Origin of the sequence: Nocardioides sp., assembly GCF_036274455.1 — a bacterium.
Taxonomy (GTDB): domain Bacteria; phylum Actinomycetota; class Actinomycetes; order Propionibacteriales; family Nocardioidaceae; genus Nocardioides.
In genome coordinates, this window is the sequence record NZ_DASUFR010000241.1 from 1 (window position 1) to 25,263 (window position 25,263).

At 72.8% G+C, this 25,263-nt stretch carries 25 protein-coding genes; 17 read left to right on the forward strand and 8 right to left on the reverse strand.

Features of this window, described 5'->3' with window-relative positions:
- Positions 1-1,074, forward strand: a 1,074-nt coding sequence (gene glmS / locus VFV89_RS22885; RefSeq protein ID WP_329708299.1) for a glutamine--fructose-6-phosphate transaminase (isomerizing), incomplete at its 5' end; no start/stop codon positions are given.
- Positions 1,074-1,436: a holo-ACP synthase gene (locus VFV89_RS22890; RefSeq protein ID WP_329708300.1), complete on the forward strand. Its 363-nt coding sequence runs from the start codon at positions 1,074-1,076 to the stop codon at positions 1,434-1,436. The genes glmS and VFV89_RS22890, both read left to right, overlap by 1 nt.
- Positions 1,437-1,442: 6 nt before the next feature.
- Here the strand turns inward: VFV89_RS22890 and VFV89_RS22895 are convergent, their stop codons facing one another.
- Both VFV89_RS22895 and VFV89_RS22900 read right to left on the reverse strand, forming a co-directional pair.
- Positions 1,443-1,724: a GlsB/YeaQ/YmgE family stress response membrane protein gene (locus VFV89_RS22895; protein ID WP_329708301.1), complete on the reverse strand. Its 282-nt coding sequence runs from the start codon at positions 1,722-1,724 to the stop codon at positions 1,443-1,445.
- A gap of 76 nt (positions 1,725-1,800) precedes the next feature.
- The gene (locus tag VFV89_RS22900; RefSeq protein ID WP_329708302.1) at positions 1,801-1,992 is read right to left on the reverse strand and encodes a hypothetical protein; all 192 of its coding nucleotides are present in this window, start codon (positions 1,990-1,992) and stop codon (positions 1,801-1,803) included.
- A 143-nt stretch (positions 1,993-2,135) separates the two neighbouring features.
- Between VFV89_RS22900 and VFV89_RS22905 the strand changes: the two genes are divergently transcribed.
- Genes VFV89_RS22905 through tsaD form a run of 8 tightly spaced genes read left to right on the forward strand, consistent with a single transcriptional unit; the run spans position 2,136 to position 9,542 of the window.
- On the forward strand, positions 2,136-3,521 hold the full coding sequence (locus VFV89_RS22905; protein WP_329708303.1) for an NAD(P)H-hydrate dehydratase: 1,386 nt from the start codon (positions 2,136-2,138) through the stop codon (positions 3,519-3,521).
- A complete protein-coding gene (gene alr / locus VFV89_RS22910; protein ID WP_329708304.1) occupies positions 3,518-4,633 on the forward strand; it encodes an alanine racemase in 1,116 nt (371 codons plus the stop codon). The genes VFV89_RS22905 and alr overlap by 4 nt, the downstream gene beginning before the upstream one ends.
- Before the next feature lie 12 nt (positions 4,634-4,645).
- Complete coding sequence (locus tag VFV89_RS22915) at positions 4,646-5,707, forward strand: alpha/beta hydrolase (RefSeq protein ID WP_329708305.1); 1,062 nt, start codon at positions 4,646-4,648, stop codon at positions 5,705-5,707.
- 26 nt (positions 5,708-5,733) lie between these two features.
- A complete protein-coding gene (gene tsaE / locus VFV89_RS22920; protein ID WP_329708306.1) occupies positions 5,734-6,648 on the forward strand; it encodes a tRNA (adenosine(37)-N6)-threonylcarbamoyltransferase complex ATPase subunit type 1 TsaE in 915 nt (304 codons plus the stop codon).
- Positions 6,645-7,412 (forward strand): metallophosphoesterase, encoded by a 768-nt coding sequence (locus VFV89_RS22925; protein WP_329708307.1) that lies wholly within the window; start codon positions 6,645-6,647, stop codon positions 7,410-7,412. Before tsaE ends, VFV89_RS22925 begins: the two co-directional genes overlap by 4 nt.
- The gene (gene tsaB, locus VFV89_RS22930; RefSeq protein WP_329708308.1) at positions 7,412-8,050 is read left to right on the forward strand and encodes a tRNA (adenosine(37)-N6)-threonylcarbamoyltransferase complex dimerization subunit type 1 TsaB; all 639 of its coding nucleotides are present in this window, start codon (positions 7,412-7,414) and stop codon (positions 8,048-8,050) included. Before VFV89_RS22925 ends, tsaB begins: the two co-directional genes overlap by 1 nt.
- Positions 8,047-8,502: a ribosomal protein S18-alanine N-acetyltransferase gene (rimI, locus tag VFV89_RS22935; protein ID WP_329708309.1), complete on the forward strand. Its 456-nt coding sequence runs from the start codon at positions 8,047-8,049 to the stop codon at positions 8,500-8,502. Before tsaB ends, rimI begins: the two co-directional genes overlap by 4 nt.
- Positions 8,499-9,542 (forward strand): tRNA (adenosine(37)-N6)-threonylcarbamoyltransferase complex transferase subunit TsaD, encoded by a 1,044-nt coding sequence (tsaD, locus tag VFV89_RS22940; protein ID WP_329708310.1) that lies wholly within the window; start codon positions 8,499-8,501, stop codon positions 9,540-9,542. The genes rimI and tsaD overlap by 4 nt, the downstream gene beginning before the upstream one ends.
- A 6-nt stretch (positions 9,543-9,548) precedes the next feature.
- On the opposite strand, the gene VFV89_RS22945 is transcribed toward tsaD, so the two are convergent.
- Positions 9,549-10,979 carry a glycosyltransferase family 39 protein gene (locus tag VFV89_RS22945; RefSeq protein WP_329708311.1) on the reverse strand — a complete coding sequence of 477 codons (1,431 nt, stop codon included), beginning with the start codon at positions 10,977-10,979 and terminating at the stop codon, positions 9,549-9,551.
- Positions 10,980-11,065: 86 nt separating this feature from the next.
- Here VFV89_RS22945 and VFV89_RS22950 point away from each other — a divergent pair, with 86 nt between their 5' ends.
- The gene (locus tag VFV89_RS22950; protein WP_329708312.1) at positions 11,066-12,193 is read left to right on the forward strand and encodes an S-(hydroxymethyl)mycothiol dehydrogenase; all 1,128 of its coding nucleotides are present in this window, start codon (positions 11,066-11,068) and stop codon (positions 12,191-12,193) included.
- A gap of 77 nt (positions 12,194-12,270) precedes the next feature.
- Here VFV89_RS22950 and VFV89_RS22955 read toward each other — a convergent pair whose 3' ends face one another.
- On the reverse strand, positions 12,271-13,440 hold the full coding sequence (locus VFV89_RS22955; protein ID WP_329708313.1) for a class I SAM-dependent methyltransferase: 1,170 nt from the start codon (positions 13,438-13,440) through the stop codon (positions 12,271-12,273).
- 119 nt (positions 13,441-13,559) lie between these two features.
- Here VFV89_RS22955 and groES point away from each other — a divergent pair, with 119 nt between their 5' ends.
- Positions 13,560-13,853: a co-chaperone GroES gene (groES, locus tag VFV89_RS22960; RefSeq protein ID WP_329708331.1), complete on the forward strand. Its 294-nt coding sequence runs from the start codon at positions 13,560-13,562 to the stop codon at positions 13,851-13,853.
- Positions 13,854-13,931: 78 nt separating this feature from the next.
- Complete coding sequence (gene groL, locus VFV89_RS22965; RefSeq protein WP_329708314.1) at positions 13,932-15,551, forward strand: chaperonin GroEL; 1,620 nt, start codon at positions 13,932-13,934, stop codon at positions 15,549-15,551.
- A gap of 52 nt (positions 15,552-15,603) precedes the next feature.
- Here groL and VFV89_RS22970 read toward each other — a convergent pair whose 3' ends face one another.
- A complete protein-coding gene (locus VFV89_RS22970; RefSeq protein ID WP_329708315.1) occupies positions 15,604-17,070 on the reverse strand; it encodes a hypothetical protein in 1,467 nt (488 codons plus the stop codon).
- 68 nt (positions 17,071-17,138) lie between these two features.
- Between VFV89_RS22970 and VFV89_RS22975 the strand changes: the two genes are divergently transcribed.
- Both VFV89_RS22975 and guaB read left to right on the forward strand, forming a co-directional pair.
- Complete coding sequence (locus tag VFV89_RS22975; RefSeq protein WP_329708316.1) at positions 17,139-17,699, forward strand: hypothetical protein; 561 nt, start codon at positions 17,139-17,141, stop codon at positions 17,697-17,699.
- Positions 17,700-17,744: 45 nt separating this feature from the next.
- Complete coding sequence (guaB, locus tag VFV89_RS22980; RefSeq protein ID WP_329708317.1) at positions 17,745-19,244, forward strand: IMP dehydrogenase; 1,500 nt, start codon at positions 17,745-17,747, stop codon at positions 19,242-19,244.
- A 4-nt stretch (positions 19,245-19,248) separates the two neighbouring features.
- On the opposite strand, the gene VFV89_RS22985 is transcribed toward guaB, so the two are convergent.
- Both VFV89_RS22985 and VFV89_RS22990 read right to left on the reverse strand, forming a co-directional pair.
- Positions 19,249-20,652 (reverse strand): FAD-binding oxidoreductase, encoded by a 1,404-nt coding sequence (locus VFV89_RS22985; RefSeq protein ID WP_329708318.1) that lies wholly within the window; start codon positions 20,650-20,652, stop codon positions 19,249-19,251.
- Positions 20,653-20,759: 107 nt separating this feature from the next.
- Positions 20,760-22,814, reverse strand: a complete 2,055-nt coding sequence (locus VFV89_RS22990; RefSeq protein WP_329708319.1) for an AAA family ATPase — start codon at positions 22,812-22,814, stop codon at positions 20,760-20,762.
- Between the two features lie 57 nt (positions 22,815-22,871).
- Between VFV89_RS22990 and VFV89_RS22995 the strand changes: the two genes are divergently transcribed.
- Positions 22,872-23,981 (forward strand): GuaB3 family IMP dehydrogenase-related protein, encoded by a 1,110-nt coding sequence (locus VFV89_RS22995; protein WP_329708320.1) that lies wholly within the window; start codon positions 22,872-22,874, stop codon positions 23,979-23,981.
- Between the two features lie 16 nt (positions 23,982-23,997).
- Here VFV89_RS22995 and VFV89_RS23000 read toward each other — a convergent pair whose 3' ends face one another.
- Complete coding sequence (locus VFV89_RS23000) at positions 23,998-24,408, reverse strand: pilus assembly protein CpaE (RefSeq protein ID WP_329708321.1); 411 nt, start codon at positions 24,406-24,408, stop codon at positions 23,998-24,000.
- Between the two features lie 45 nt (positions 24,409-24,453).
- Here VFV89_RS23000 and VFV89_RS23005 point away from each other — a divergent pair, with 45 nt between their 5' ends.
- The gene (locus VFV89_RS23005; RefSeq protein ID WP_329708322.1) at positions 24,454-25,251 is read left to right on the forward strand and encodes a GNAT family N-acetyltransferase; all 798 of its coding nucleotides are present in this window, start codon (positions 24,454-24,456) and stop codon (positions 25,249-25,251) included.
- Positions 25,252-25,263 lie beyond the last annotated feature (12 nt).

A 25,263-nucleotide genomic window follows, 5' to 3' on the forward strand; every position in this document is an offset into this window, starting at 1 on the left:
GAGATCTACGAGCAGCCCCGCGCCGTGGCCGACTCGCTGCTGGGGCGGCGTACCCGCGACGGGCTGCTGCACCTCGACGAGATGCGCCTCTCCGACCAGGAGCTGCGCGACATCGACAAGATCATCATCATCGCGTGCGGCACCTCCTTCTACGCCGGCATGGTGGCGAAGTACGCCATCGAGCACTGGACGCGGATCCCGTGCGAGGTCGAGCTGGCCTCGGAGTTCCGGTACCGCGACCCGATCCTCACCGCCTCGACGCTCGTCGTCGCGATCAGCCAGTCCGGCGAGACCGCCGACACCCTGCAGGCGATCCGGCACGCGCGGACCCAGCGCTCGCGGGTGCTGGCGATCTGCAACACCAACGGCTCGACGATCCCGCGCGAGTCGGACGCCGTGATCTACACCCACGCCGGACCGGAGATCGGCGTCGCGTCGACCAAGGGGTTCCTGACCCAGCTGGTGGCCTGCTACCTGCTCGCGCTCTACCTGGCGCAGGTGAAGGGCACCAGGTTCGGCGACGAGATCACGCAGGTGATGACCCAGCTCGAGGCCATCCCCTCGCAGATCGACTGGGTGCTCGACGGGTGCGACTCGGTCTACGAGCTGGCCCGCTCGCTCGTCGGCACGCCGTCGGTGCTGTTCGTGGGCCGGCACGCCGGCTACCCGGTCGCCCTCGAGGGCGCGCTCAAGCTCAAGGAGCTCGCCTACCTCCACGCGGAGGGCTTCGCGGCCGGCGAGCTCAAGCACGGCCCGATCGCGCTGGTCGAGGCCGGGGTGCCGGTCCTGTGCGTCGTACCTCCCCGCGGCCGCGACCAGCTCCACGACAAGATGCTCAGCGGCATCCAGGAGGTGCGGGCCCGAGGTGCCCGCACCATCTGCCTGGCCGAGGAGGGCGACGAGCGGATCGCGCCGTACGCCGACCACCTGGTCCGGCTCCCGCGCGTGCCGGTCCTGCTCCAGCCGCTGGTCGCGGTGGTGCCGCTCCAGCTGTTCGCCTGCGAGCTCGCGACCGCACTGGGGCACGACGTCGACCAGCCCCGCAATCTCGCCAAGTCGGTCACGGTCGAGTAGTGGCCGTCATCGGCGTCGGCATCGACGTGGTCGACATCTCCCGCTTCGGGGAGTCCCTGGCCCGCACCCCCGGCCTGGCGGAGCGGCTGTTCACGCCGTCGGAGCTCGAACGACCGCTGGCCTCCCTCGCCGCGCGGTTCGCGGCCAAGGAGGCCATGGCCAAGGCCCTCGGAGCCCCTGGCGACATGCACTGGCACGACGCCGAGGTGGTCTCCGAGGACTCCGGCCGGCCGCTGCTCGAGATGCGCGGCACCGTCCTGGCCCGGGCCGGTGTCCTCGGGGCCACGACGGTGCACCTGTCCCTCTCGCACGACGCCGGGATCGCGTCCGCGGTGGTCGTGCTGGAGGGCGAACCCCGCTAGCGATGGCTAACGGTGCAGGACCCCCTTGCGGCGGTTGCGGCCGGTGACGCTCGAGGCCACCACGACCAGCACCGCGGCGATCAGCACCGAGACGATCCAGCGCGTCCAGTCCACGCCGGGCGACCCGTTGCCGCCGAAGGCCTGGTAGACGAGCAGACCGAGCAGCACCCCGCCGATGCCGCACAGCAGCGTCAGCCACAGCGGGATGTTGTCCTTGTCGCCGGGGGCGATGAACTTGCCGAGCAGCCCGATGATCAGTCCGGCGATGATGATGCCCACGATCTCCATGGGTTCCTCCCCTTCCGCGTCGGCGCCGATCGCGCCTCTGCCGGAGAAGTGCCCCCGCGGGGATCGGGGCTAACCGTTACTCGCGAGTAACAGCCGGCGCGAGCCGACCGACTGCGGCGGAGGTCAGCGGGAGCAGGAGCACGCCGCCCGCGATCACCGCGCTGCTGGCCGCGACGCCCACACCGTCGGAGTGCAGCTCGAAGCCCACCCCGACGACCATCGCGGCAACCGCCAGGCAGAGCCCCCAGACCACACGCAGCGCGAACACCGCGGCAACGCTACGTACGCCGGCGCCGGACCACATGACCCGACCGGGTCGTTGTGACAGCTCAACCGGGCCAGTCGCGGGCCAGGCGGATCGGGTCAGCTCGGTCGACGGACCCGACGCCAGGCGCCCGATAGCGTGACCGCATGCTGCACGCGCACACCGTCGAGCAGGTCCGTGCGGCCGAGCGGGAGCTGATGGCGCGGCTGCCCGAGGGCACCCTGATGCAGCGGGCGGCGGCGGGGCTGGCGGTGGCCGTGGTGGACTTCCTCGGGTCGGCCTACGGGAGGCGGGTGCTGCTGCTCGTGGGCTCGGGCGACAACGGCGGGGACGCGTTGTACGCCGGAGCGGTGCTGGCCCGCCGGGGTGTGCAGGTCGAGGCCTGGCCGCTGAGCGGGTCCGCCCACGACGGGGGGACCAAGGCGTTGAAGCGCGCCGGCGGCCGGGTCGTGACCGGGCCGGCGCGGCGGCCCGAGGTGGTGGTCGACGGCATCGTGGGCATCGGCGGGCGCCCTGGGCTGAGGGCCGAGGCGAGCAACGCGCTCAAGCTGCTGCACGGCGTACCGGTCGTCGCCGTCGACACCCCGAGCGGCGTCGACGTCGACACCGGCGAGGTGGACGGCGGCGACGGCGCCAGCCACGTCGAGGCCGCGCTGACGGTGACGTTCGGGACCCACAAGGTCTGCCACCTCGTCGACCCGGCGGCCGAGGCGTGCGGTGCGGTGCACCTGGTCGACATCGGCCTCGACCTGCCCGAGCCGGCGGTGGAGGCGCTGCAGCCGGAGGACGTGGCCGCGCTGCTGCCGCGGCCGGTGCCGGACAGCCAGAAGTACGCGCGCGGGGTGGTCGGCGTCCGCGCCGGTAGCGCGCAGTACCCCGGCGCCGCCCTGCTCAGCGTCGCCGGCGCCGCGTGCGGGCTGGCCGGGATGGTCCGCTACGTCGGCGAGGAGCAGGTCGCCGGCACGGTGCGCGCGCAGCACCCCGAAGTGGTGGGCGCGGGCCGGGTCCAGGCATGGGTGGTCGGTTCCGGTGGCGGCGACGGTGCAGGCGAGCAGCTGGCGCGGGCACTGGCCGACCAGGTGCCGCTGATCGTCGACGCCGACGCGCTGCAGCACGTCACGGGACCGGTCGAGCACGCGGTGCTCACCCCGCACGCCGGTGAGCTCGCAGCGATGCTCGGCGAGCCGCGCGACGCGGTCGAGGCCCGGCCGCTGCACTTCGCGCGCGAGGCGGCGCAGCGCTACCGGGCCACCGTGCTGCTCAAGGGACGCCGGACCGTGGTCGCCGGTCCCGACGGCCGGACGCGGGTCAACACCACCGGCACGTCGTGGCTGGCCACCGCGGGTGCCGGCGACGTGCTCGGCGGCGTGATCGGGGCGCTGCTGGCTGCCGGCCTCACGGCGTACGACGCGGCGAGCGTCGGCGCCTGGCTGCACGGTGCGGCGGCGATGCTTGCCTCCGACGGGGGGCCGCTGGTGGCCGGCGACGTGGCCCGCGCGATACCGGACGTGGTGCGAGGATCGCTGGCATGAGCGGCCGCGCCGAGATCGTGGTCGACCTGGCCGCGATCCGCCACAACGTGCGGCTGCTCAAGGAGCTCTGCGGCACCGGCTACATGGCCGTGGTCAAGGCCGACGGCTACGCGCACGGGCTGGTGCCGGCCGCGCGCGCCGCCCGGGAGGCCGGTGCGGACTGGCTGGGTGTGGCCACCATCGACGAGGCGGTCGCGCTGCGCGAGGCCGGCGACACCGGCCGGGTCCTGTGCTGGCTGACGGTCCCGGGAGACGACTGGCGGGCCGCGATCGAGCGCGACGTCGATGTCACCGTCTACACCGAGGCCGAGCTGGACGAGGTGCTGGCCACCGGGGTCGTCGCGAAGGTCCAGGTGAAGCTCGACACCGGGCTGCACCGGGGTGGAGCGCCGCGCGACACGTGGGACGCGCTGTTCGTCAAGGCCCGGGCCGCCCAGGACGCGGGGCGGGTCGCGGTCACCGGCATCTGGTCGCACTTCTCGTCGAGCGACGAGCCCGGCGACCCCGCCAACGACGAGCAGGAGCGGCTCTTCGACGAGGGGCTGGCGCTCGCCCGCACCCGTGGCCTGGAGCCGGAGGTCACCCATCTGGCCAACTCGGCCGCCGCGATCCTGCGGCCGAGCAGCCGGCGGGACCTGGTGCGGGTCGGCATCGCGACCTACGGCCTCGACCCGGCACCGGGCGTGACGCCCGACCTCGGGTTGCGGCCGGCCATGACCGCGCGGGCGACGCTGGCCATGGTCAAGCGGATCGAGAAGGGCGGCGCCGTCTCCTACGGCCGCACGTGGGTCGCGGACCACGCGACCACGCTGGGCCTGGTCCCGGTGGGGTACGGCGACGGGCTCCTGCGGGTGGGCGGCAACCACGCCGAGGTCCAGGTCGCCGGCCGGCGGCGCAGGATCAGGGGCCGGATCTGCATGGACCAGCTCGTCGTCGACCTCGACGGCGACGACCCCGGCCCCGAGGCGGACGTGACGGTCTTCGGCACCGGTGACCACGGCGAGCCCACGGCCACCGAGTGGGCCGAGGCGTGCGGGACGATCAGCTACGAGATCGTGACCAGGATCGGGGGACGGTTCACGAGGCGGTACGTCGGCCTCGAGACCGGCTGAGAGGATCGGTCCATGAGCACGCGTGGCCGCATCCTCGGGGCCGCGGCAGGCGCGGTGGGCCTGGCCGCAGCCGGCGCCGCGCTCGGGATCCGCCGGCAGAGCCGGGCGATCGAGCGGCGCAGCGGCGACGACACGCCGTTCGGCAGCCTGCACTCGCCGCCGGTGACGATCATCGCCGACGACGGCGTGCCCCTCCACGTGGAGGTCGACGAGCTCGACCCGGGCCTCCGCCAGCCGGTCAGCCCGATCACCGTCGTCTTCTGCCACGGCTACGCGCTCAACCTGGACTGCTGGCACTTCCAGCGTGCGGCCTACCGCGGCCTGGTCCGGTCGGTCTACTACGACCACCGCTCGCACGGCCGCTCGGGCCGCTCGGCCCCGGAGCACGCGACCATCGACCAGCTCGGCAAGGACCTCAAGACCGTCCTCGACCACGTCGTGCCCGAGGGGCCGGTGGTCCTGGTCGGCCACTCGATGGGCGGCATGACGATCGTGACGCTCGCCGAGCAGTACCCCGAGCTGATCGGCGACCGGGTCGTCGGCGTCGGGCTCATCTCGACGACCGCGGGCGGCCTGGACCCGAGTCGGATCTTCTTCCCGATGCTCCCCGCCAAGCTGGGCAGCGAGCTGGCCGGCCGCACGGTCCGCGGCCTGGCCCGCAGGCACAAGGTGGTCGACAACGCGCGCCGGGCCGGCAGGTCGGTGGCCACCGTGGTGACCGACCTGTTCGCGTTCGGCGACGAGGTGCCCGCGGCGTACGTCGAGTTCGTCGACCGGATGCTCTCGCAGACGCCGTTCGAGGTAGTGGCGGAGTTCTTCCCGAGCTTCCACGGGCTCGACCGGTTCCACGTCGTCGAGGCGCTCGCCCCGATCCCGACCACGATCATCTGCGGGACCGCCGACCGGATGACCTCCATCGGGCACAGCCGCAAGCTGCACGAGTGGATCCCGAGCTCGACCCTCGTCGAGTGCGAGGGCGCCGGGCACCTGGTCATCCTGGAACGGCACGGCCAGGTCAACGCGGCTCTCGACCAGCTGCTCTCGGCCGCCACCGAGCAGGTCGGCCAGAAGTGAACGTCCCAGAAGCGAACGTCCCGGAAGTGGACGTCGAGGTGAAGCCGGTGGGCGCCGAGGAGGCCGAGACCGTGCACGCCGTGGTCCACGCGGCGTTCGAGGCGCGGCCGGCGCTCGACCCGCCGGCGGCCGCACTCTCCGAGACCCGCGAGGAGCTGGAGGGCCGGCTGGCCAGGCACGGCGGGCTGCTCGCCCGGGTCGACGGGGTCCCGGCCGGCGCGCTCGTCCTCGACCCGGTCGGCACGACGATGTACCTCCGCCGGGTCGGCGTCGTCCCGGCCATGCAGCACCACCACGTCGCACAGGCGCTGATCGACGCGGCCGTCGAGGCGGCCGAGGGCTATGCCGACCTCACCGTGGTCGCGCGCGAGGAGCTGCCGGCCACGATCGCGTTCTGGGAGCACCAGGGGTTCCGCGAGGTCCGCCGCGACCCGCCCGACGTGGAGCTGCGCCGGCCGCTGCGCACCGCGGTCCACCACGCAGCCGACGCCGACGCGATGCGCGCGCTCGGCCGCTCCGTCGCCGGTCAGCTGACCGCCGGTGACCTGATCGTGCTGACCGGGTCGCTCGGCGCGGGCAAGACCACGTTCACCCAGGGGCTCGGCGCCGGCCTCGGGGTCCGTGGCGCGATCACCTCGCCGACCTTCGTCATCGCCCGCGTGCACAGGAGCGAGGTCGGCGGACCGGCGCTGGTGCACGTCGACGCCTACCGCCTCGGCGGCATCGACGAGCTCGACGACCTCGACCTCGACACCTCGCTCGACGAGGCCGTCACGGTGGTCGAGTGGGGGGAGGGGCTGGCCGAAAGCCTCTCGGAGTCGCGGCTCGAGGTCAGCATCGTCCGCGACGACCCCGACGACGTCCGGAGCGAGCGCCGGCGGGTGGAGATCACGCCGGTCGGCCCGCGCTGGCAGGCCTTCTCCTTCCGGGGGCTGAGATGACCACCGTCATCGCGCACGTCAGCGACACCCACTTCGGCGGGCCGCCCGACGCCCGGGCGCGAGCCGAGGCGGTCATCGCGCACCTGCTGTCGATGGACCCGCGTCCCGACGTCCTGCTCGTCACCGGCGACGTCGCCGACCATGGCCTGCCGGAGGAGTACGCCGAGGCGCGCGCGGTCCTCGACGCGTGGACCGGGCCCAGGCTCGTGGGCACCGGCAACCACGACGTGCGCGAGGAGTTCGCCCGCGGCCTTCTCGACCGCGAGGCCACCGGCCCGCTGGTCCTGGGCCTGGAGGCCGCGGACTTCCGGATCCTCATGCTCGACTCGCTCGTCGCCGCCCGCGACGGCGTCCGGATCGACCACGGCGAGCTGACGCCCGACCAGCTGGACTGGCTCGACACCCAGCTGGCCACGGACGACAAGCCGGCCTTCGTCTGCCTCCATCACCCGCCGGCCGACATCGGGCTCGGCCTGATGGCGCCGATCCTGCTCGTGGACCCCGAGCCGCTCGAGCTGGTCGTCATGAAGCACCCGCACGTCGTCGCCACGCTCGTGGGCCACGCGCACACGGCGTGCGCGACGACCTTCGCCGGCCGGCCGCTGCTGATCGGTGGCGGCTCGGCGTCGACCGTCCCGCTCGACGCCGAGCCGTACCCGGTCATCTGGGAGGCCGGACCGCCGACGCTCGCCTTCCACCTGCTCCACGACGACGGCCGGCTCACCACGCACTGGCGCGCCCTCCCGTTCCCGCAGGACGCCTGATGCTCCTTGCCTTCGACACCGCCACGCCGCTGGTCACGGTGGCCCTGCACGACGGGGACGACGTGGTCTGGGAGGCTGTCTCCGAGCGCCGGCTCCAGCACGGTGAGCAGCTCGCGCCGCTCATCGACCGCGCCCTGCGCGAGTCCGGGATCGTCCGCCAGGACCTCACCGCGGTCGGGGTCGGGGTCGGACCGGGTCCGTTCACCGGGCTGCGGGTCGGCCTGGTGACCGCGCGCACCCTCGGCTTCGTCCTGGAGGTGCCCGTCTACGGCGTCTGCACGCTCGACGTCCTCGCCGTGGAAGCCGCCGACGCCGGCGCCGTCACGAGCCACTTCGTCGTGGCCACCGACGCGCGGCGCAAGGAGGTCTACCTGGCGTCGTACGACGAGACAGGCGCCCGTCTCGACGGGCCTCGCGTCGCGAAGCCCGCGGACGCCGCCACCGAGCTGCCGGTGGTGGGGGAGGGGGCGGTGCTCTATCCCGAGGCGTTCCCGCACGCCACCGGGCCGACGCTCCCGAGCGCCGGCTGGCTGGCTCGCGTGGTCGCCGAGGAGCGCGCCGAGCTGCACGACCCCGAGCCGCTCTACCTGCGGCGGCCGGACGCGGCCACGCCCGGTGTGCCCAAGCGGGTCTCGTGACCGCCCGGCCGGCGGCCCTCGACGACGTCGACGCCATCGCCGCCTCCGAGGCCGACAACCTCGGCGCGGACGCCTGGTCGCGTGCGCTCGTCGAGGAGGGCGTGGCCGGCCGGCTGCCGACGGTGCGCTACCTGGTGGCGGAGCAGGACGGCCGGGTCGTCGGCCACGCGGTGGCGAGTGTGGTCGCCGAGGTCGCCGAGCTCCAGCGGATCGCCGTGCACCGGGAGCACCGCCGCCGTGGCCTGGCCGGCGCCCTCCTCGACGGGGTGGTCGACCTGGCAGAGCGCGAGGGCGCGGAGCGGCTGCTCCTCGAGGTTCGCGAGGACAACTCGGACGCGCTGGCGTTCTACCACCGGCATGGGTTCGTCGAGATCGACCGGCGCCGCCGCTACTACCGCGACGGGGCCACGGCCGTGGTCATGGCGCGGCCCCTCGGCACAATGGCCCGATGAGCGAGCCCCTCGTCCTCGGCATCGAGACCTCGTGCGACGAGACCGGCGTCGGGCTGGTCCGCGGGCAGACCCTCCTGGCCGACGCCGTCGCGAGCAGCGTGGACGAGCACGCGCGCTTCGGCGGCGTCGTCCCCGAGGTGGCCAGCCGGGCGCACCTCGAGGCGATGGTCCCGACCCTGGAGCGGGCCTGCGAGACGGCGGGGGTGCGGCTCCAGGAGGTCGACGCGGTGGCGGTGACCTCGGGCCCGGGCCTGGCCGGCACCCTGCTCGTCGGGGTCGCCGCGGCCAAGGCGCTGGCCATCGGGCTGGGCAAGCCGCTCTACGGCGTCAACCACCTGGCCGCGCACGTCGCGGTCGACCAGCTCGAGCACGGGCCGCTGCCGGACCCGTGCCTGGCGCTGCTGGTCAGCGGCGGCCACTCCTCGCTGCTGCGCGTCGAGGACGTGACCAGCACGGTCGCGCCGCTCGGGGCGACCATCGACGACGCCGCGGGCGAGGCGTTCGACAAGGTGGCCCGGCTGCTCGGGCTGCCGTTCCCCGGTGGGCCCTACATCGACCGCGCGGCGGCGTCCGGGAGCTCGGTCGCGATCGACTTCCCGCGCGGGCTGACCAGCCGGCGCGACCTCGAGCGGCACCGGTTCGACTTCTCCTTCTCCGGGCTCAAGACCGCGGTGGCACGCTGGGTCGAGGCGCGTGAGCGCTCGGGCGAGCCGGTGCCGGTGGCCGACGTGGCCGCGTCGTTCCAGGAGGCCGTCTGCGACGTCCTGGTCCGCAAGTCGCTCGACGCCGCCGCGGCGACCGGCGTCGAGGACCTGCTCATCGGCGGCGGCGTCGCCGCCAACTCCCGGCTGCGGGCGATGGCCGAGGAGCGGGCCGCGGCCGTCGGCGTGCGGGTGCGCGTGCCCCGACCGGGCCTGTGCACCGACAACGGCGCCATGGTGGCCGCGCTCGGCGCCGAGATCGTGGCCCGCGGCCGGACGCCGTCGCAGCTCGACCTGCCGGCCGACAGCAGCCAGCCGGTCACCAGCGTGTTGGTCTAGGCGCACTCATCCCAGCTGGGTGAACGACGGCCACAGCGACCGCCAGCTGCGAGCCGGCACGCACCAGCTCAGCACAGTGCCGTTCTCCTCGATGTCGAGGTCGTGGGGGCTGGTCAGCCGGCCCACGGTCCGGAGCTCGGCGCAGGAGTCCCGGAGCAGGCCGGGGTCCACCCCCACCATCAGCGCCGGCGACCGGCCCGGCGGGTGGCCCCACTCGGCGTACGCGTTGTGGCCGCTGTAGGCGCTGGGCAGGCCGAGCGGCGGACCGTAGCGGTCGAGCGCGCCGGCCTCCCCGTAGCTGCCGGTCACGATCGCGGTCCCGGCAGGCAGCTCGTCGTACGCCGCGGCCACCTGGGCGGCGAACCGAGGCCAGCCGATCGTCTCCCCGAGGTCGTAGTTGATCGCGATCGCCGGTCCGGCCGCCCGCTCGGGCAGCACCGGCAGTGCGATCAGCACCGCGGGCAGGCTCAGCACGACGAGCGCCGTCGGGACCCACCGCCACACCCGGTCGACGACCGGCTGGGCGCCGGCGGCCAGCAGGAGGGGGAAGAGCCCGGCCAGGTAGTAGGGCTTCCCGCCGAGGACCAGGAACAGCACGACCAGCACCAGGAACGTCGTGGCCAGGCAGCGCAGCCTCGGGTCGCGCCGGAGCCGCACCACCCCCGCGATCCAGACCGGAGCCAGCCACGGCCCGGCCTGGACCAGGAGCAGCGGCAGGAACAGCGGCCGGGACACCGAGGAGCCGCTGCCGCCGGCCGCGATGTCGCCGGCGACCCGCAGCTGCGGCCAGCCGTTCCCGGCCTGCCACAGGAGGTAGGGGAGGCCGACGAGCAGCGCCACCCCGGCAGCGACCCACGGCCAGCGCGATCGCAGGAGTGCGCGCGGCCCCGAGATCAGGAGGCCGGCCAGGACGCCGACGAGCAGGAACGCGACCAGCACGTTGGCCATGAGGGTCACCCCCGCGACCAGCCCCGCGAGCAGCCATGGCCGGGGCCCGGCCAGGTCGCCTTGCAGCAGCCGGACGAAGAGGTAGGTCAGCAGCGTCCAGCCGAGGAGGTCGACGGTCGCGGTGCTCAGCAGGTGTCCCATCGCGAGCACGAAGCCGCTGGTCGCCGTGGCCGCTGCGGCGAACGCCTCGCCTGAGGCCCGGGCGCCGAGCCGGCGGGCCATGGCGCCAGCCAGCAGCACCACGGCCACCGCGACCAACATCGACGGGAGGCGGAGCACCGGGAGCGACGAGGGCGCGAGCCAGGACATCAGCCGGGCCAGCGCCGGGACGATCGGCGGCTGGTCCGGGTAGCCCCACGCCAGGTGCCGGCCGGCCTCGAGGAAGTAGAGCTCGTCGCGGTGGTAGCCGTACCGTCCGGAGACCAGCAGGAGGAGCAGACCGCTGGCGGCGGCGACCGCGATCGAGGGCCGGCGCGCCAGCACACCCATCTGCGTAACGTAGCCGAGCCTTCGCGCCCCCGGAGTGGCCGTTAGGTTGGCCCGCGGAGACGGCGTACGAACCGAGGGAGAGCGACATGCAGCAGGTCCAGGCGGTGGTGGCCAAGGCCAAGGGGGCACCGGTCGAGCTGGTCACGATCAACGTGCCCGACCCCGGGCCGGGCGAGGCGGTGGTCAAGGTGCAGGCCTGCGGGGTGTGCCACACCGACCTGCACTACCGCGACGGTGGCATCAACGACGACTTCCCCTTCCTCCTGGGGCATGAGGCCGCCGGGGTCGTCGAGGCGGTCGGACCAGACGTGACCGGCGTCGCGCCGGGCGACTTCGTGATCCTCAACTGGCGCGCGGTCTGCGGTGAGTGCCGGGCGTGCAGGCGCGGGGACCTGCACTACTGCTTCGCCACCCACAACGCGACCCAGCGGATGACGCTCGCGGACGGACCCGACGCCGGCACCGAGCTCTCGCCCGCACTGGGCATCGGCGCCTTCGCCGAGAAGACGCTGGTCGCCGCCGGTCAGTGCACCAAGGTCGACCCGGCGGCCCGCCCGGCCGCCGCCGGGCTGCTGGGCTGCGGCGTGATGGCCGGCATCGGTGCGGCCATCAACACCGGCGCGGTCACGCGCGGCAGATCGGTCGCGGTCATCGGCTGCGGCGGCGTCGGTGTGGCCGCGATCGCGGGCTCGGCGCTGGTCGGCGCCTCGCCGATCATCGCGGTCGACATCGACGCCAAGAAGCTCGAGACCGCCAAGCGGATGGGGGCCACCCACACCGTCGACTCCTCCGCCTCCGACCCGGTCGAGGAGATCAAGAAGATCTGCGCGCAGTACTTCGACGGCGCCGACGGGGCCGACGTGGTTGTCGAGGCCGTAGGACGCCCCGAGACGTGGAAGCAGGCGTTCTACGCCCGCGACCTGGCGGGGACCCTGGTCCTGGTCGGCGTACCGACCCCGGACATGAAGGTCCCCGAGCTCCCGCTCATCGACGTCTTCGGCCGGGGCGGGTCGCTGAGGTCGAGCTGGTACGGCGACTGCCTGCCGACCCGGGACTTCCCGATGCTCATCGACCTCTACCAGCAGGGCCGGCTCGACCTCGACGCCTTCGTGTCGGAGGAGATCGGGATCGGCGACATCGAGGCGGCGTTCGAGAAGATGCACCAAGCCCCGGACGGGCAGAGCGTCCTGCGCTCGGTGGTGATCCTCGACTGAAGCCCGGGTGGCGGTGGGCTGGCAACGCCTGTCCACGGGGAGAACGGTTGAGAACCCACCGCCACCAAGGCTCCCGACTAGAACGGCCGGACGAGCAGGCACGTCCCTTGGCCGCCGACCCGGGTGAGCACGATCGTGGCCTCGTTGTCACCGGTGAGTGCCAGCCGCTTGCGCAGCTGGTCGGGGACGACGTCGACGCCTCGCTTCTTGATCGTCAGCCTGCCGACGCCGCGCTCGTGGAGGGCAGCGCGGAGCTGCTTCTCGCGGTAGGGGAGCGTCTCGAGGACCTCGTAGGACCTCGCGAACGGCGTGCGGAACGACTCCTCCGCGGTCACGTAGGCGATGTGCCGGTCGAGCAGGCCGCCGCGGACGCCGGCGGCGACGGCGGTGACCAGGCCGGCCCTGATGACCGCGCCGTCCGGCTCGTAGAGGAACCGGCCCAGCGGCACGACGTCCGCCCCGGGGTCGTCCTCCTCGGTCAGCGTGGCGAGGCCGCCGTCGCCGATGACCGTGGCGCGGCGGTCCGCGGTGGCGAGCCGGCCGCCCCACAGGGCGGCCTCCTTCACCTCGCCGTGGTCGCTCACCCACTCGGCCTCGACGCCCGCCGGGACGAGCTCGTGGGGGATGCCCGGGGCGGTCTTCACGCAGGCGTCGCCGCCCAGGAGCGACTCGACGAACGACCACGGCGGTGTCCACGCGTCGGGGCTGAAGGTACGGCCGCGGCCGGTCCGCCGCGCGGGGTCCGCGAAGGCGACGTCGAACGGCGCGACGTCGACCTCCAGCGCGTCGGCCTCACCGACCGCGCCGGGCAGGCCGAGCGCAGCCAGGTTGGCCTCGGCCACGGCCACCCGGACCGGGTCGAGGTCCACGCCGGCCGCGGTCAGCCCCGCGCGGGCGAAGGCGACCAGGTCGCCGCCGATCCCGCAGCCCAGGTCGACCACGCTCGCGGCGCCGAACACCGCGAGCCGGGCGGCCCGGTGGGTGGCCACCGACAGCCGGGTGGCCTGCTCCAGGCCGTCCGGCGTGAAGTACATCGACCCGGCCAGCTCGCCGAACTTCTCCACGGCCCGCAGCCGCAGCTCGGCCTGGGTGAGCGCCACCGCCAGGAGCTGCGACGGCGTACCAGGACACGCGCGCTCCAGCGTCGCGTGCGCGCGCAGGGGGTCCGGCTCGTCGAGCTCGGCGGCCCGGGCGAGCACCCGCTGGCCGTCCTCGGACCTCAGCCACCGCACGGACTCGACGTCCACGGCACACCCTCTCCAGAACCCACGCTGGCACTCCATCGACCAGAGTGCTAGTTTCGTCGTTGGCACTCTCCGCTTGAGTGTGCCAGCCCAGACTCAGCACGAAAGTGGAGGTCGACGAAGTGTCGGTCAACATCAAGCCCCTCGAGGACCGCATCGTGGTCAAGCCGCTCGACGCGGAGCAGACCACCGCGTCGGGCCTGGTCATCCCGGACACCGCCAAGGAGAAGCCGCAGGAGGGCGAGGTCCTGGCCATCGGTCCCGGTCGCATCGACGACAACGGCAACCGGGTCCCGCTCGACGTGGCGATCGGCGACAAGGTGATCTACAGCAAGTACGGCGGCACTGAGGTCAAGTACGGCGGCGAGGAGTACCTCATCCTCTCCGCCCGCGACGTCCTCGCCGTCGTCTCCTGACGCACCCGGCGGCCCGGCCGGCGGTGACCCGGCGGCCGGGCGTCGGGCAGGTCAGGAATTCGCAGACTTAGGAGAGCAATGCCCAAGATCCTGGAGTTCGACGAGAGCGCCCGCCGCGCCCTCGAGCGGGGCGTCGACGCCCTGGCGGACACCGTCAAGGTGACGCTCGGCCCGCGCGGCCGTTACGTGGTCCTCGACAAGAAGTGGGGCGCGCCGACCATCACCAACGACGGTGTGACCGTCGCGCGTGAGATCGAGCTCGACGACCCGTTCGAGAACCTCGGCGCCCAGCTGACCAAGGAGGTCGCCACCAAGACCAACGACATCGCGGGTGACGGCACCACCACCGCGACCGTCCTGGCCCAGGCGATGGTCCACGAGGGCCTCCGCGCCGTCGCGGCCGGCGCCAACCCGATGGCGCTCAAGCGTGGCATGGACGCTGCCGCCGAGGTGGTCAGCAACGAGCTGCTCAAGTCCGCCCGCGAGGTCGAGGCCAAGGAGGACATGGCCTCGGTGGCGACGATCTCCAGCCGCGACGAGGTCATCGGTGGCCTCCTCGCCGACGCCTTCGACAAGGTCGGCAAGGACGGTGTGATCACCGTCGAGGAGTCCAACACGATGGGCACCGAGCTGGAGTTCACCGAGGGGATGCAGTTCGACAAGGGCTACATCTCGGCCTACTTCGTCACCGACCCGGAGCGGATGGAGACGGTCCTCGAGGACCCCTACATCCTGCTCCACCAGGGCAAGATCTCGGCGGTCGCCGAGCTGCTGCCGCTGCTGGAGAAGGTCATCTCCTCGGGCAAGCCGCTGTTCATCCTCGCCGAGGACGTCGAGGGCGAGGCGCTCTCGACGCTGGTCGTCAACAAGATCCGCGGCACCTTCAACGCCGCCGCGGTCAAGAGCCCGGCGTTCGGCGACCGCCGCAAGGCGATGATGCAGGACATCGCGACCCTGACCGGTGGCCAGGTCGTGGCGCCCGAGGTCGGCCTCAAGCTCGACCAGGTCGGTCTCGACGTGCTCGGCCAGGCCCGGCGCGTGGTGATCACCAAGGACAACACCACGATCGTCGACGGCGCGGGCGACCCCGCCGAGGTCGCCGGCCGGGTCAACCAGATCAAGGCCGAGATCGAGAACACCGACTCCGACTGGGACCGCGAGAAGCTGCAGGAGCGGCTGGCCAAGCTGGCCGGCGGCGTCTGCGTCATCAAGGTCGGCGCCGCCACCGAGGTGGAGCTGAAGGAGAAGAAGCACCGCATCGAGGACGCCGTCTCGGCGACCCGCGCGGCCATCGAGGAGGGCATCGTCCCCGGCGGTGGCTCTGCGCTGATCCACGCGGCGGCCGCGCTCAACGACGGCCTCGGCTTCAGCGGTGACGAGGCGGTCGGCGTGCGCGTCGTGCGCGTCTCCCTCGACGAGCCGCTGCGCTGGATCGCGGAGAACGGCGGTGCCAACGGCTACGTCGTCACCACCAAGGTGCGCGAGCTCGGCGTCGGCAACGGCTACAACGCCGCCACCGAGCAATATGGCGACCTGGTGGCCCAGGGCGTCCTCGACCCGGTCAAGGTGACCCGCTCCGCGCTGGTCAACGCCGCCTCGATCGCGGGCATGCTGCTCACGACCGAGACCCTGGTCGTCGACAAGCCCGAGGAGGAGGAGCCGGCTGCCGCCGGTCACGGCCACGGCCACGGCCACTAGAACCACTCACGACGCTGACCCGCCCGTTCAGTACGGGCGGGTCAGCGTCATTTCAGCCGTGGCAGTCCGGCTCGGGGACGGGACGGTCGACGCCCTGGAGCAGCCAGATGGTCCGCCCGCCGCAGCCGGTTCCGTGCTCGACGTAGCGCTGCCGCACGTCGCGCTCCAGCGCCTCGCCCTGCGAGGTCCAGGTGTCGAACGGCCACCACTCGACCAGCCAGGTCGGCGCGTCCCGGCCGTTCACCATCGCTCGGAACCTGGTCAGGTCGGGGTCGCGCGCCCGCATGGGGAGGCTCCACAGGTAGGGGTACGGCGAGGGCAGGCCGCTCTCGAGCTGCAGGTCGGCCCGGCCGCCGAAGACCACGAGCGTGTCGCCGGGCTCGGCCACCGCCCGCAGCGCCACGCCGGTGTCGTGCTCGTCGAACTCCTGCCTCCCCGCGAGGTTCCAGGCGGCCCAGCCGGCCAGGCAGACCACGGTCGAGACGACCATCAGCGGCACCAGCCGCTCCCGCCACCTGGTCCCGAGCAGCGCCACGGCCAGCAGGGTCCCCGGCACCAGGCCGAACGCGTAGTCCTGCCAGAAGCTCCCACCGAGGGCCAGCGCCACCACGTCGAAGGCGATCATCGCCACGACGGCCGCGGTGAGCGGGGCGTCCAGGCGCCAGCTGCGGCGGACGCGGAGGAGGTACGCCGCCAGCACCACCGCGATCCCGTCGACCACGAGGATGAGCAGGAGGACCAGGGCCCGCCGCATCGGGGCCTCGGCGGGGCCGTCGCCGAGCACGGCCGAGGCGTCGGCGCGGAAGCCGTAGACGGCGTACCACAGCGTGTGCAGTCCTACGCCGGCCGCGAGCGCCCACCCGATCGTGGCCAGCACCGGCACCGCGAACCCGGCCAGGGCCACGCCGGCGAGCCGGGCGAGGTCGCGGCCACCCAGCCGGCCGGCCAGCGCGCTCGCGACCATCAGCACGCCGGTGAACACCGCTCCGCCCGCGAGGTTCTGCTTGAGCCCCACGGCGCAGGCCGCCAGCAGCCCGGCCGCGAACGCCGGCCACCCGGACCGGTTCCGGACGGCCACCACCGCCAGCCCGGCCGCGGCCACCAGGAACGGCAGCGCGAGCACCTCGCCCTTGGCCGCGACCAGATCCATGACCGGCGTGGTCACCAGCGCGGCGGCCGCGATGGCCGTCCAGCGGCCCGCCCGCTCGTCGGCGACCAGCCGGCCGAGCCAGGCGGCGAGGAGCACCAGCGCCGCGCAGGCGACCGCGCCGACCACCCGGATGGCCAGCGGTCCGCCGACGGCGTCGGCGAGCTTGTAGATCGCGATGAGGGAGGGCGGGCGGTCGACGAAGTAGGTGCCGAAGAGGCTGCCGGCCTCCGGGTGCCACGAGCGGGCGACCAGCACGAAGCCGGCCTCGTCGGCGCGGACCGGCCGGGTCAGCCCGACCAGGCGGACCAGGCCGGCGAGGGCCGCTGCGACGGCGACGGTCCGGCGCGAGTCGGCCAGCCGCGGGATCACCGGGAGATCATGTCAATGCCCCGTCCCGGCCATCGCGGGCCGCCGGGCGTGGCAGCTAGGTTGCCCGGATGCGCCGTACGTCGTCCGTCGTCCCCACCGTGTTCCTCACCGTGCTCCTCGCCGCCGGCCTGGCCGTGTCCGGCCCCGGCCCCGCCAGCGCCAAGCCTCATCCCACCCACGCGCGGGTCCACGACCGGTCCGGCGACGCACCGGCCGGGATCGACCTGGTGTCGGGGACCTACGGGATCAACCGCAAGCAGGCGACGTTCACGGCCAAGGTCCGCAAGCTGACCGACACCACCTTCCTGGCCTTCGAGATCTGGCCGCTCACCGACGCGTGGGACCGGCTCGCGGTCTTCAAGGAGAACGGCAAGGTCGTGGGTCGGGTCTACTTCGTCGACAACAGCCTCGAGGACTCCGACCAGCCGGTGCCGCACCTGGTGAGGTGCCGCGGCCTCCAGGTGCGCTGGCACCAGGCGAGCGGCTCGGTGAGCGTGGTCTGGCCGCAGTCGTGCCGGCAGGCCTCGCGCCCCTCGACGCTCCCCTTCGAGTTCCGCGTCTTCTCCCGGGTCGGTGGGGTGCGGAACCCACCGCACGACTCGCTACCTGCCCGGACGCTCGGCTTCTGATCCGCCGACGGACCGGCCGATCGACCGGCCGATAGACTGGCCCGGATGGAGCTGCCCGAGAAGTTCGCCCCGCTGGGCCTGACCTACGACGACGTCCTCCTCCTGCCCGGTCACTCCGACCTCGCCCCCCAGGACATCGACACCACGACGCGGCTGACCCGCGAGATCACGATCAGGGTGCCGCTGGTCAGCGCGGCCATGGACACAGTGACCGAGTCGCGGATGGCGATCGCGATGGCCCGGCAGGGTGGCCTCGGCGTGCTCCACCGCAACCTCTCGATCGACGACCAGGCCTACCAGGTCGACCTGGTGAAGCGGACCCAGACCGGGATCATCTCCAACCCGGTGACCATCGGTCCCGACGCGACGCTGGAGCAGCTCGACCAGCTGGCCGGTGAGTACCGCATCTCCGGCTTCCCCGTGGTCGACGCCGACAACCGGCTGCTCGGCATCATCACCAACCGCGACCTGAGGTTCACGCCGGTCGCGGAGTGGTCGACCACCAAGGTCGACGAGGTGATGACCCCGATGCCGCTCATCACCGGCCCGGTGGGCATCTCCCGCGAGGACGCCACGCTGCTGCTGCGCAAGCACAAGCGCGAGCGGCTCCCGCTGGTCGACGACAAGGGCCGGCTGGGTGGCCTGATCACGGTCAAGGACTTCGTGAAGTCCGAGCAGTTCCCGCTGGCCTCCAAGGACGCCGACGGCAGGCTCATGGTCGGCGCCGCGATCGGCTACTTCGGCGATGCGTGGCAGCGGGCTACGACCCTCATCGAGGCGGGCGTCGACGTGCTGGTCGCGGACACCGCCCACGGCAACGTGCGGATGCTGCTCGACATGGTCAAGCGGCTCAAGACCGATCCGGCCACCGCCCACGTCCAGGTCATCGGCGGCAACGTCGCCACCCGCGAGGGTGCGCAGGCCTTCGTCGATGCGGGCGCGGACGGCGTCAAGGTCGGTGTCGGCCCCGGGTCGATCTGCACCACCCGGGTCGTCACCGGCGTCGGCGTACCCCAGGTCAGTGCGGTCCACGACGCAGCGCTGGCCTGTGTGCCGGCCGGAGTCCCCGTCATCGCCGACGGCGGGCTGAAGTACTCCGGCGAGATCGCCAAGGCGATCGTCGCGGGTGCCGACAGCGTGATGATCGGCTCGCTGCTCGCCGGCTGCGAGGAGTCGCCCGGCGACCTCGTCTTCGTCAACGGCAAGCAGTTCAAGTCCTACCGGGGCATGGGCTCGCTCGGCGCGATGTCATCGCGCGGCAAGAAGTCCTACTCCAAGGACCGCTACTTCCAGGCCGAGGTCGCCAGCGACGACAAGATCGTCCCCGAGGGCATCGAGGGCCAGGTCGCCTACCGGGGCCCGCTGGCCGCGGTGGCCCACCAGCTCATCGGCGGCCTCAACCAGTCGATGTTCGACGTCGGCGCGCGCACCATCCCCGAGCTGCAGCAGAAGGGCCGGTTCATCCGGATCACCTCCGCCTCGCTCAAGGAGAGCCACCCGCACGACGTCGAGATGACCGTCGAGGCGCCCAACTACTCCGGCTGAGCGCTCACCGCACCGCCGGCGGGATGTTGGCGTTGCGGTGGAAGACGTTGTGCGGGTCGTAGGTCGCCTTGATCTGGGCCAGCCGGGCGTACTTCTCCGGACCGTAGGCCAGCTCGACCGAGCTCCGTGCGTCGAACTCCGAGTTCCCGTTCACGTAGAGGCCGTCGTCGGCGGACAGCGGGAGCAGGGAGTCGGTCATGGACCGCACCCACTCACGCTCGCCGGGCAGCATCTCCGCCACGGGACAGACGCCGATCATGAACATGCCGAAGCGCGGGGACCGTCCGCCCCCGAACGCCGTCGCATCCTCGGCGACCCGCGAGTACGCGCCGTCGAGGCGGTAGAACAGCACCAATGACAGCGGCGAGGTCTTCCTCGGGAAGTGCTCGGTGACGGCGTCGATCACGTCGTCGGACAGCTCCTTGACGTAGCAGCCCTTGTCGTAGGCGTAGAGCCCCCAGGCGTTGGCCTCGTCGAGCATCTTCTGCAGCTCGACGTAGGGCATCGGTGTGGCGAACTCGAAGAGCGGGGGTACGCCGTCCGTCAGTGCGGCGCAGACCTCGGCGTGGTGCTCCGCGGAACCCGTGCCCACCACGAGGGTCGCGTAGCCGGGTGCCAGCTGGTGCTCCTCGGGCACGAAGGGTGCCGGCGGCGCGTTGAGGCCGGCGACCATCACGTTGACGTCGTCGGGGAGGCCGTCGATGACGTCTCGTGCGTGGCGCATCATCGCCGCCCCTTGGTCGACCGACCAGAACAGCAGGGCGAAGTGGATCATCGGCCCGACCTCGAGCAGGGCGAACTCGAACTCGGTGACCACCCCGAAGTTGCCGCCTCCACCTCGGATGGCCCAGAAGAGGTCGGGGTTCTCCGCCGGCGAGGCGACACGGGCCTGGCCATCGGCCGTCACCACGCGCGCCGACACGAGGTTGTCGATGGTGAGGCCTCCGAGCCGTGAGAGCCATCCCATTCCGCCCCCCAGGGTCAGGCCACCCACGCCGGTGTGGCTCACCAGCCCGGCGGGCACCGCGAGGCCGTGGGCCTGCGTGGCCGCGTCCACGTCGCCGAGCAGGGCGCCGCCGGCCACGAGGGCGCGACGGGTGTCGGGGTCCACGTGGACCTGGTTCATGCCACCGAGATCGATGACGATGCCGTCGTCGACCACAGACGTGCCGGACATGGCGTGCGCGCCGCCGCGTACCGCGATCTCGAGGCCCTGCTCGACGGCGAACCCCACCGCTGCCTGGACGTCGGCCTCGTCCAGGCACCGGGCGATCACGAGCGGCCGCCCGTCGATACCCGCGTTCCAGACCTTGCGCGCCTCGTCGTAGGCGAGGTCCGTCGCATCCACCACGTCGCCCCTCATCCGCGACCGCAGGGTGGCACTCGGGCTCTCGGCTGTCTGGGTCACGGGAAGCTCCTCACGAAGGGCGGACGCCGCAACCCGGATGCAGCTCGGAACCTTCCACGCTAGAGACGCCGCCCGAGGCTGCCCATGGCACGAACGGGTGGTCGGGGCTACATGTAGAGGCCAGTGCCCTCGTTCTTCCCCGTCGCCGAGGCGGTGTCGGGGATGTCCTCGGGCCGCAGCTGGGTGACGACCTCCTTCACGGGGTCGGTCATCGCGGTGATCCGCATCGCCTGCCGGGTGGTGGCGTCCTCGAACACGTTCCGGACGAACCGCCCGTTCCCGAACGCCGGCGGCCGCGGGTCGGGGACCAGCCGCTTGAACGCCGCCTCGACGCCGTCCAGCAGCGTGAAGCCCGCCTTGTCGGCGTAGAGCCGGAAGATCGCCCACAGCTCGTCGGGGTCGTAGTCGGCGAAGTGAATCGTGGTCGGGAAGCGCGAGGCGATCCCGGGGTTGGAGTCGACGAACCGCTGCATCTCCTTGGGGTAGCCGGCCGCGATCACGACCACCTCGTCGCGCCGGTCCTCCATCAGCTTGAGCAGGGTGGAGATCGCCTCGTTGCCGTAGTCGCGGAAGGAGTCGGGCGGGACCAGCGAGTAGGCCTCGTCGATGAAGAGGACGCCGCCGGAGGCCTGGTTGAACCGCGAGGTGGTGCGGGGCGCGGTCTGGCCGATGTACTCGCCGACCAGGTCGGTCCGGCTCACCTCGATGAGGTGTCCGTTGGCCAGCACCCCGAGCTGGGCGTAGATGCGCGAGAGCAGCCGGGCGACGGTGGTCTTGGCGGTGCCGGGGTTGCCGGTGAAGATCATGTGCCGCGACTTCTCTGAGGGCGGCATGCCGGCCTCGGTGCGCAGCTTCTCGGCCTTGAGCTCGGCGACCAGCCGCTTGACCTGCTCCTTGACCGGCGCGAGGCCGACCAGCTGCTCGAGCTCGGCCATCGGGTCGCCGATCTCGACCTCGGGCACCGCGAGCTGCGGCACGTCCTCGCCGCCCTCGGACGAGGTGAGCGCGACGCCCTGCGGCGTGACGGTGGCACCGGCCGGCAGGACCGGCTTCTGGTCGGCGTACTGCTCGAGCAGCTTCTTGGCCATCGGGTTCACGGCGACCGGTGGCGCGGTGAAGACGCTGGTCAGGTCGTCGAGATAGCCGGTGCGGCTCGGGCACGAGGTCGAGCCGGTGAAGGTCGGGAGCCCGGCCACGAGCTCGGCGACCTGGGTGGCCATCGCCAGCCACAGCCGGACCGCGTCGATCTGACCGCTCACCATCCCGCGGGCCAGCCAGCCGCGGTTGTCCGACATCCAGTCGTCGCCGTTGTAGCCGGGTTCCATCTGCTCGAACGCCGCGTTGAGGGCGCCGAACCGCTCGCTGCCGACCGCCGCGGCCAGCGCCGCGGGGAGCTCGTCGACGTTGTCGTGCAGCGCCATCGAGACGATGACCTCGTCGATCGACTGGGCGCGGCTGACCACGCTGCTGAGCACGTGGTGGGCGGCCTCGAGGCCGTTGATCGACCACACCAGCTGGCCGGTCCACCCGCGGCCCTCGGAGAAGGTCTGGGCGTCCTGCTCGGTGCAGACCTGCTCGCGCCAGGTCTTCGCGATGGTGTCCCACGGTGCGGTCTCGTGGAGCGTGCGGAGCTCGGCGTCGTCGAGCACCTTGTGCAGCATCGCGGTGAAGGTGGCCGCCCGCGAGGCGTACTGAGGCACGTCGGCGAAGACCGCCACGCACTCGAGGGTGAGCTCGAGCGCCTTGATGCGGGCCTCGGCGCCGAGGTCGCGCTGGCGCCACCACATGTCGAGGTGCCAGGTGTCGTCGCTGTTCACGTAGTAGGTGATCCGCGGGAACGTCGGCGTGTAGGAGTCCGACAGCCACGGCTTCAGCAGCTCGTCGCCGAGGCTGGCGTGGCTGCCGGCCCAGACCGGGATCGCGCTGGGCAGGTAGGTGATGAGGTTCCACAGGAACGGCACCGCGCCCGACGTGCCGGCCTTCCAGCTGCCGCCCGGTGGCGTGCCGCCCTGGCCGCGCGGGTCCTCGGCCAGCGCCTTGAGCCGCTGCTGGGTCGTCTCGAGCCAGTCCGGGGGAAGCACCCACGGGTCGCTGGTGCCGAGGACGTCGAGGTGCGGCTCGGGGCGCAGCAGCGGCGCGAGGTGTTCGGGGAGCACGGGCACGGCCTAGGAGTGTGCCTCATTTCCGGCCGGGAGGCCGGGCGATGGGAGACTCGGTGCGTGACCGAGATCGAGATCGGCCGGGCCAAGCGCGCGCGCCGCGCCTACTCCTTCGACGACGTGGCCATCGTGCCCTCGCGGCGCACCCGCGACCCCGAGGAGGTCAGCGTCGACTGGCAGATCGACGCCTACCGGTTCGAGCTCCCGGTCCTGGCCGCGCCCATGGACTCGGTGATGTCGCCGGCCACCGCCATCGCGCTCGGGAAGTACGGCGGCCTCGGCGTGCTCAACCTCGAAGGCATCTGGACGCGCTATGAGGACCCGGCCCCGCTGCTGGCGGAGGTTGCCGGCCTGCGCGGTGCGCAGGCGACGGCGCGGCTCCAGGAGATCTACTCCGAGCCGGTCAAGGCAGAGCTCATCACCGAGCGGGTCCGCGAGGTGCGCGACGCGGGGGTCACCGTGGCCGGCTCGCTGTCGCCCCAGCACACGCGCGAGTTCGCCAAGACCGTGGTCGACGCCGGCGTCGACATGTTCGTGATCCGGGGGACGACTGTCAGCGCCGAGCACGTGTCGTCCCAGGCCGAGCCGCTGAACCTCAAGGAGTTCATCTACGAGCTCGACGTGCCGGTCATCGTCGGCGGCTGCGCCACCCACCAGGCCGCGCTGCACCTGATGCGCACCGGCGCGGCCGGCGTCCTGGTCGGCTTCGGCGGCGGCGCCGCGCACACCACCAAGACCGTGCTCGGCGTGGCCGTCCCCATGGCCAGCGCCGTGGCCGACGTGGCCGCCGCCCGTCGTGACTACCTCGACGAGTCCGGCGGCCGCTACGTGCACGTCATCGCCGACGGCTCGATCGGCAAGTCCGGCGACATCGCCAAGGCGATCGCCTGTGGCGCCGACGCGGTCATGGTGGGCTCGCCGTTCGCGCGCGCGTCCGACGCCCCCGGCCAGGGCTTCCACTGGGGTGCCGAGGCCCATCACGGCACGCTGCCGCGCGGCGAGCGGGTCGAGTTCGAGGCGGTCGGGACGCTGCAGGAGATCCTGTTCGGCCCCTCCCGGGTGGCCGACGGCACCATGAACCTGATCGGCGCGCTCAAGCGCTCGATGGCCACCACCGGCTACACCGAGCTCAAGGAGTTCCAGCGGGTCGAGGTCGTCGTCGTCGACTGAGTCACCGCTGGGGTTGCTAGGTGAGCCGGGCCAGCAACGCCCGGGCGTACGCCGCCTCGGGGCTCACGTCGACGTGGCGTGCGCCGCCCGAGCTGACGGCCCAGGAGACCAGGTCGGGCGCCTCCGGCGGGCCGGGCACCCGCTCGAGGCTCTCGAACGCCGCGCCGAGCAGCTCGCGCAGCTGGTCCTCGCGGGGCAGCCAGAGCGCCTCCTGCGCCTCCAGGCTGTCCAGCGCCCACTCGGTGGTGCCGTTGAAGGCCAGGATCGGCGGGCCGTCCGGCGGCTGGACGGTCTGGACGACCATGTCGCTGAGCACGAAGACGTGCTCGTCGAGGTCGCGGTCCGGCACCACGAACGTGTCGCCCGGGCAGGGCTCCCACCCCACACCGGCGTCGCGGAGCGCGCGGGCGAGCTCGAGAGACAGCACATAACCAGTGTGCCTCGCCCGGTTGGTTGAGGAGGATGGCGCTCGATGACCGCCGAACTGCTGCCCCTGCTCGAGCGCTACTACGACGAGGTGCCGCGCGCGAACGCCGACACCGAGGAGCACGGGCCCTTCACGGTCTTCGTCTCGCGGGGTGGCTGGCCCTACTACGCCCGGCCCCGGCTCGGGCTCACCGACGACGTGACGCCCCAGGAGGTGCGGTCGGTGCTCGCCCGGCTCGAGGAGCTCGGCATCCCGCCCACGATCGAGTGGGTCGACGAGAACACGCCGGGGCTGCGCGCCGCGGCGCTCGCGGCCGGGGTCGAGGTCCACGGCTACCCGCTCATGGTGCTGGCCGGTGAGCCGGTCCCGCGCGAGAGTCCGGCCGTTGTACGCCGGATGGAGCCCGACGACCCGGACCTCGCCGCAGCGCGAGCCGCGGTCTCGGTGGGGTTCAGCCAGGTCGACACCAGCATCGGCCCGGCGTCGGTCGCGGAGCGTGACGCCAAGGTCGCCGAGGACGCCGGACACGTCGAGACCCTGGCCGCGCTGCTCGGCGCCGGGATGTCGGTCATGTACGCCGCCTTCGACCCCGAGCTGGGCGCGGTCGGCGCCGGGAACCACAACCCGCGCGGCGAGGTCACCGAGATCGTCGGGGTCGGCGTGCTCCCCGCGCAGCGCCGGCGCGGCATCGCGGGCCACCTCACCTGGGCGCTGGCCCGGGACGCCGCGGACGCGGGGGTCAGCACCGTGTTCATGTCGGCGGGGAGCGACGACGTGGCACGGATCTATGCAGGGGTCGGCTTCCGCCGGGTCGGCACCGCCTGCATCGCCGAGGGTGCCTGATCCCTGGACGTT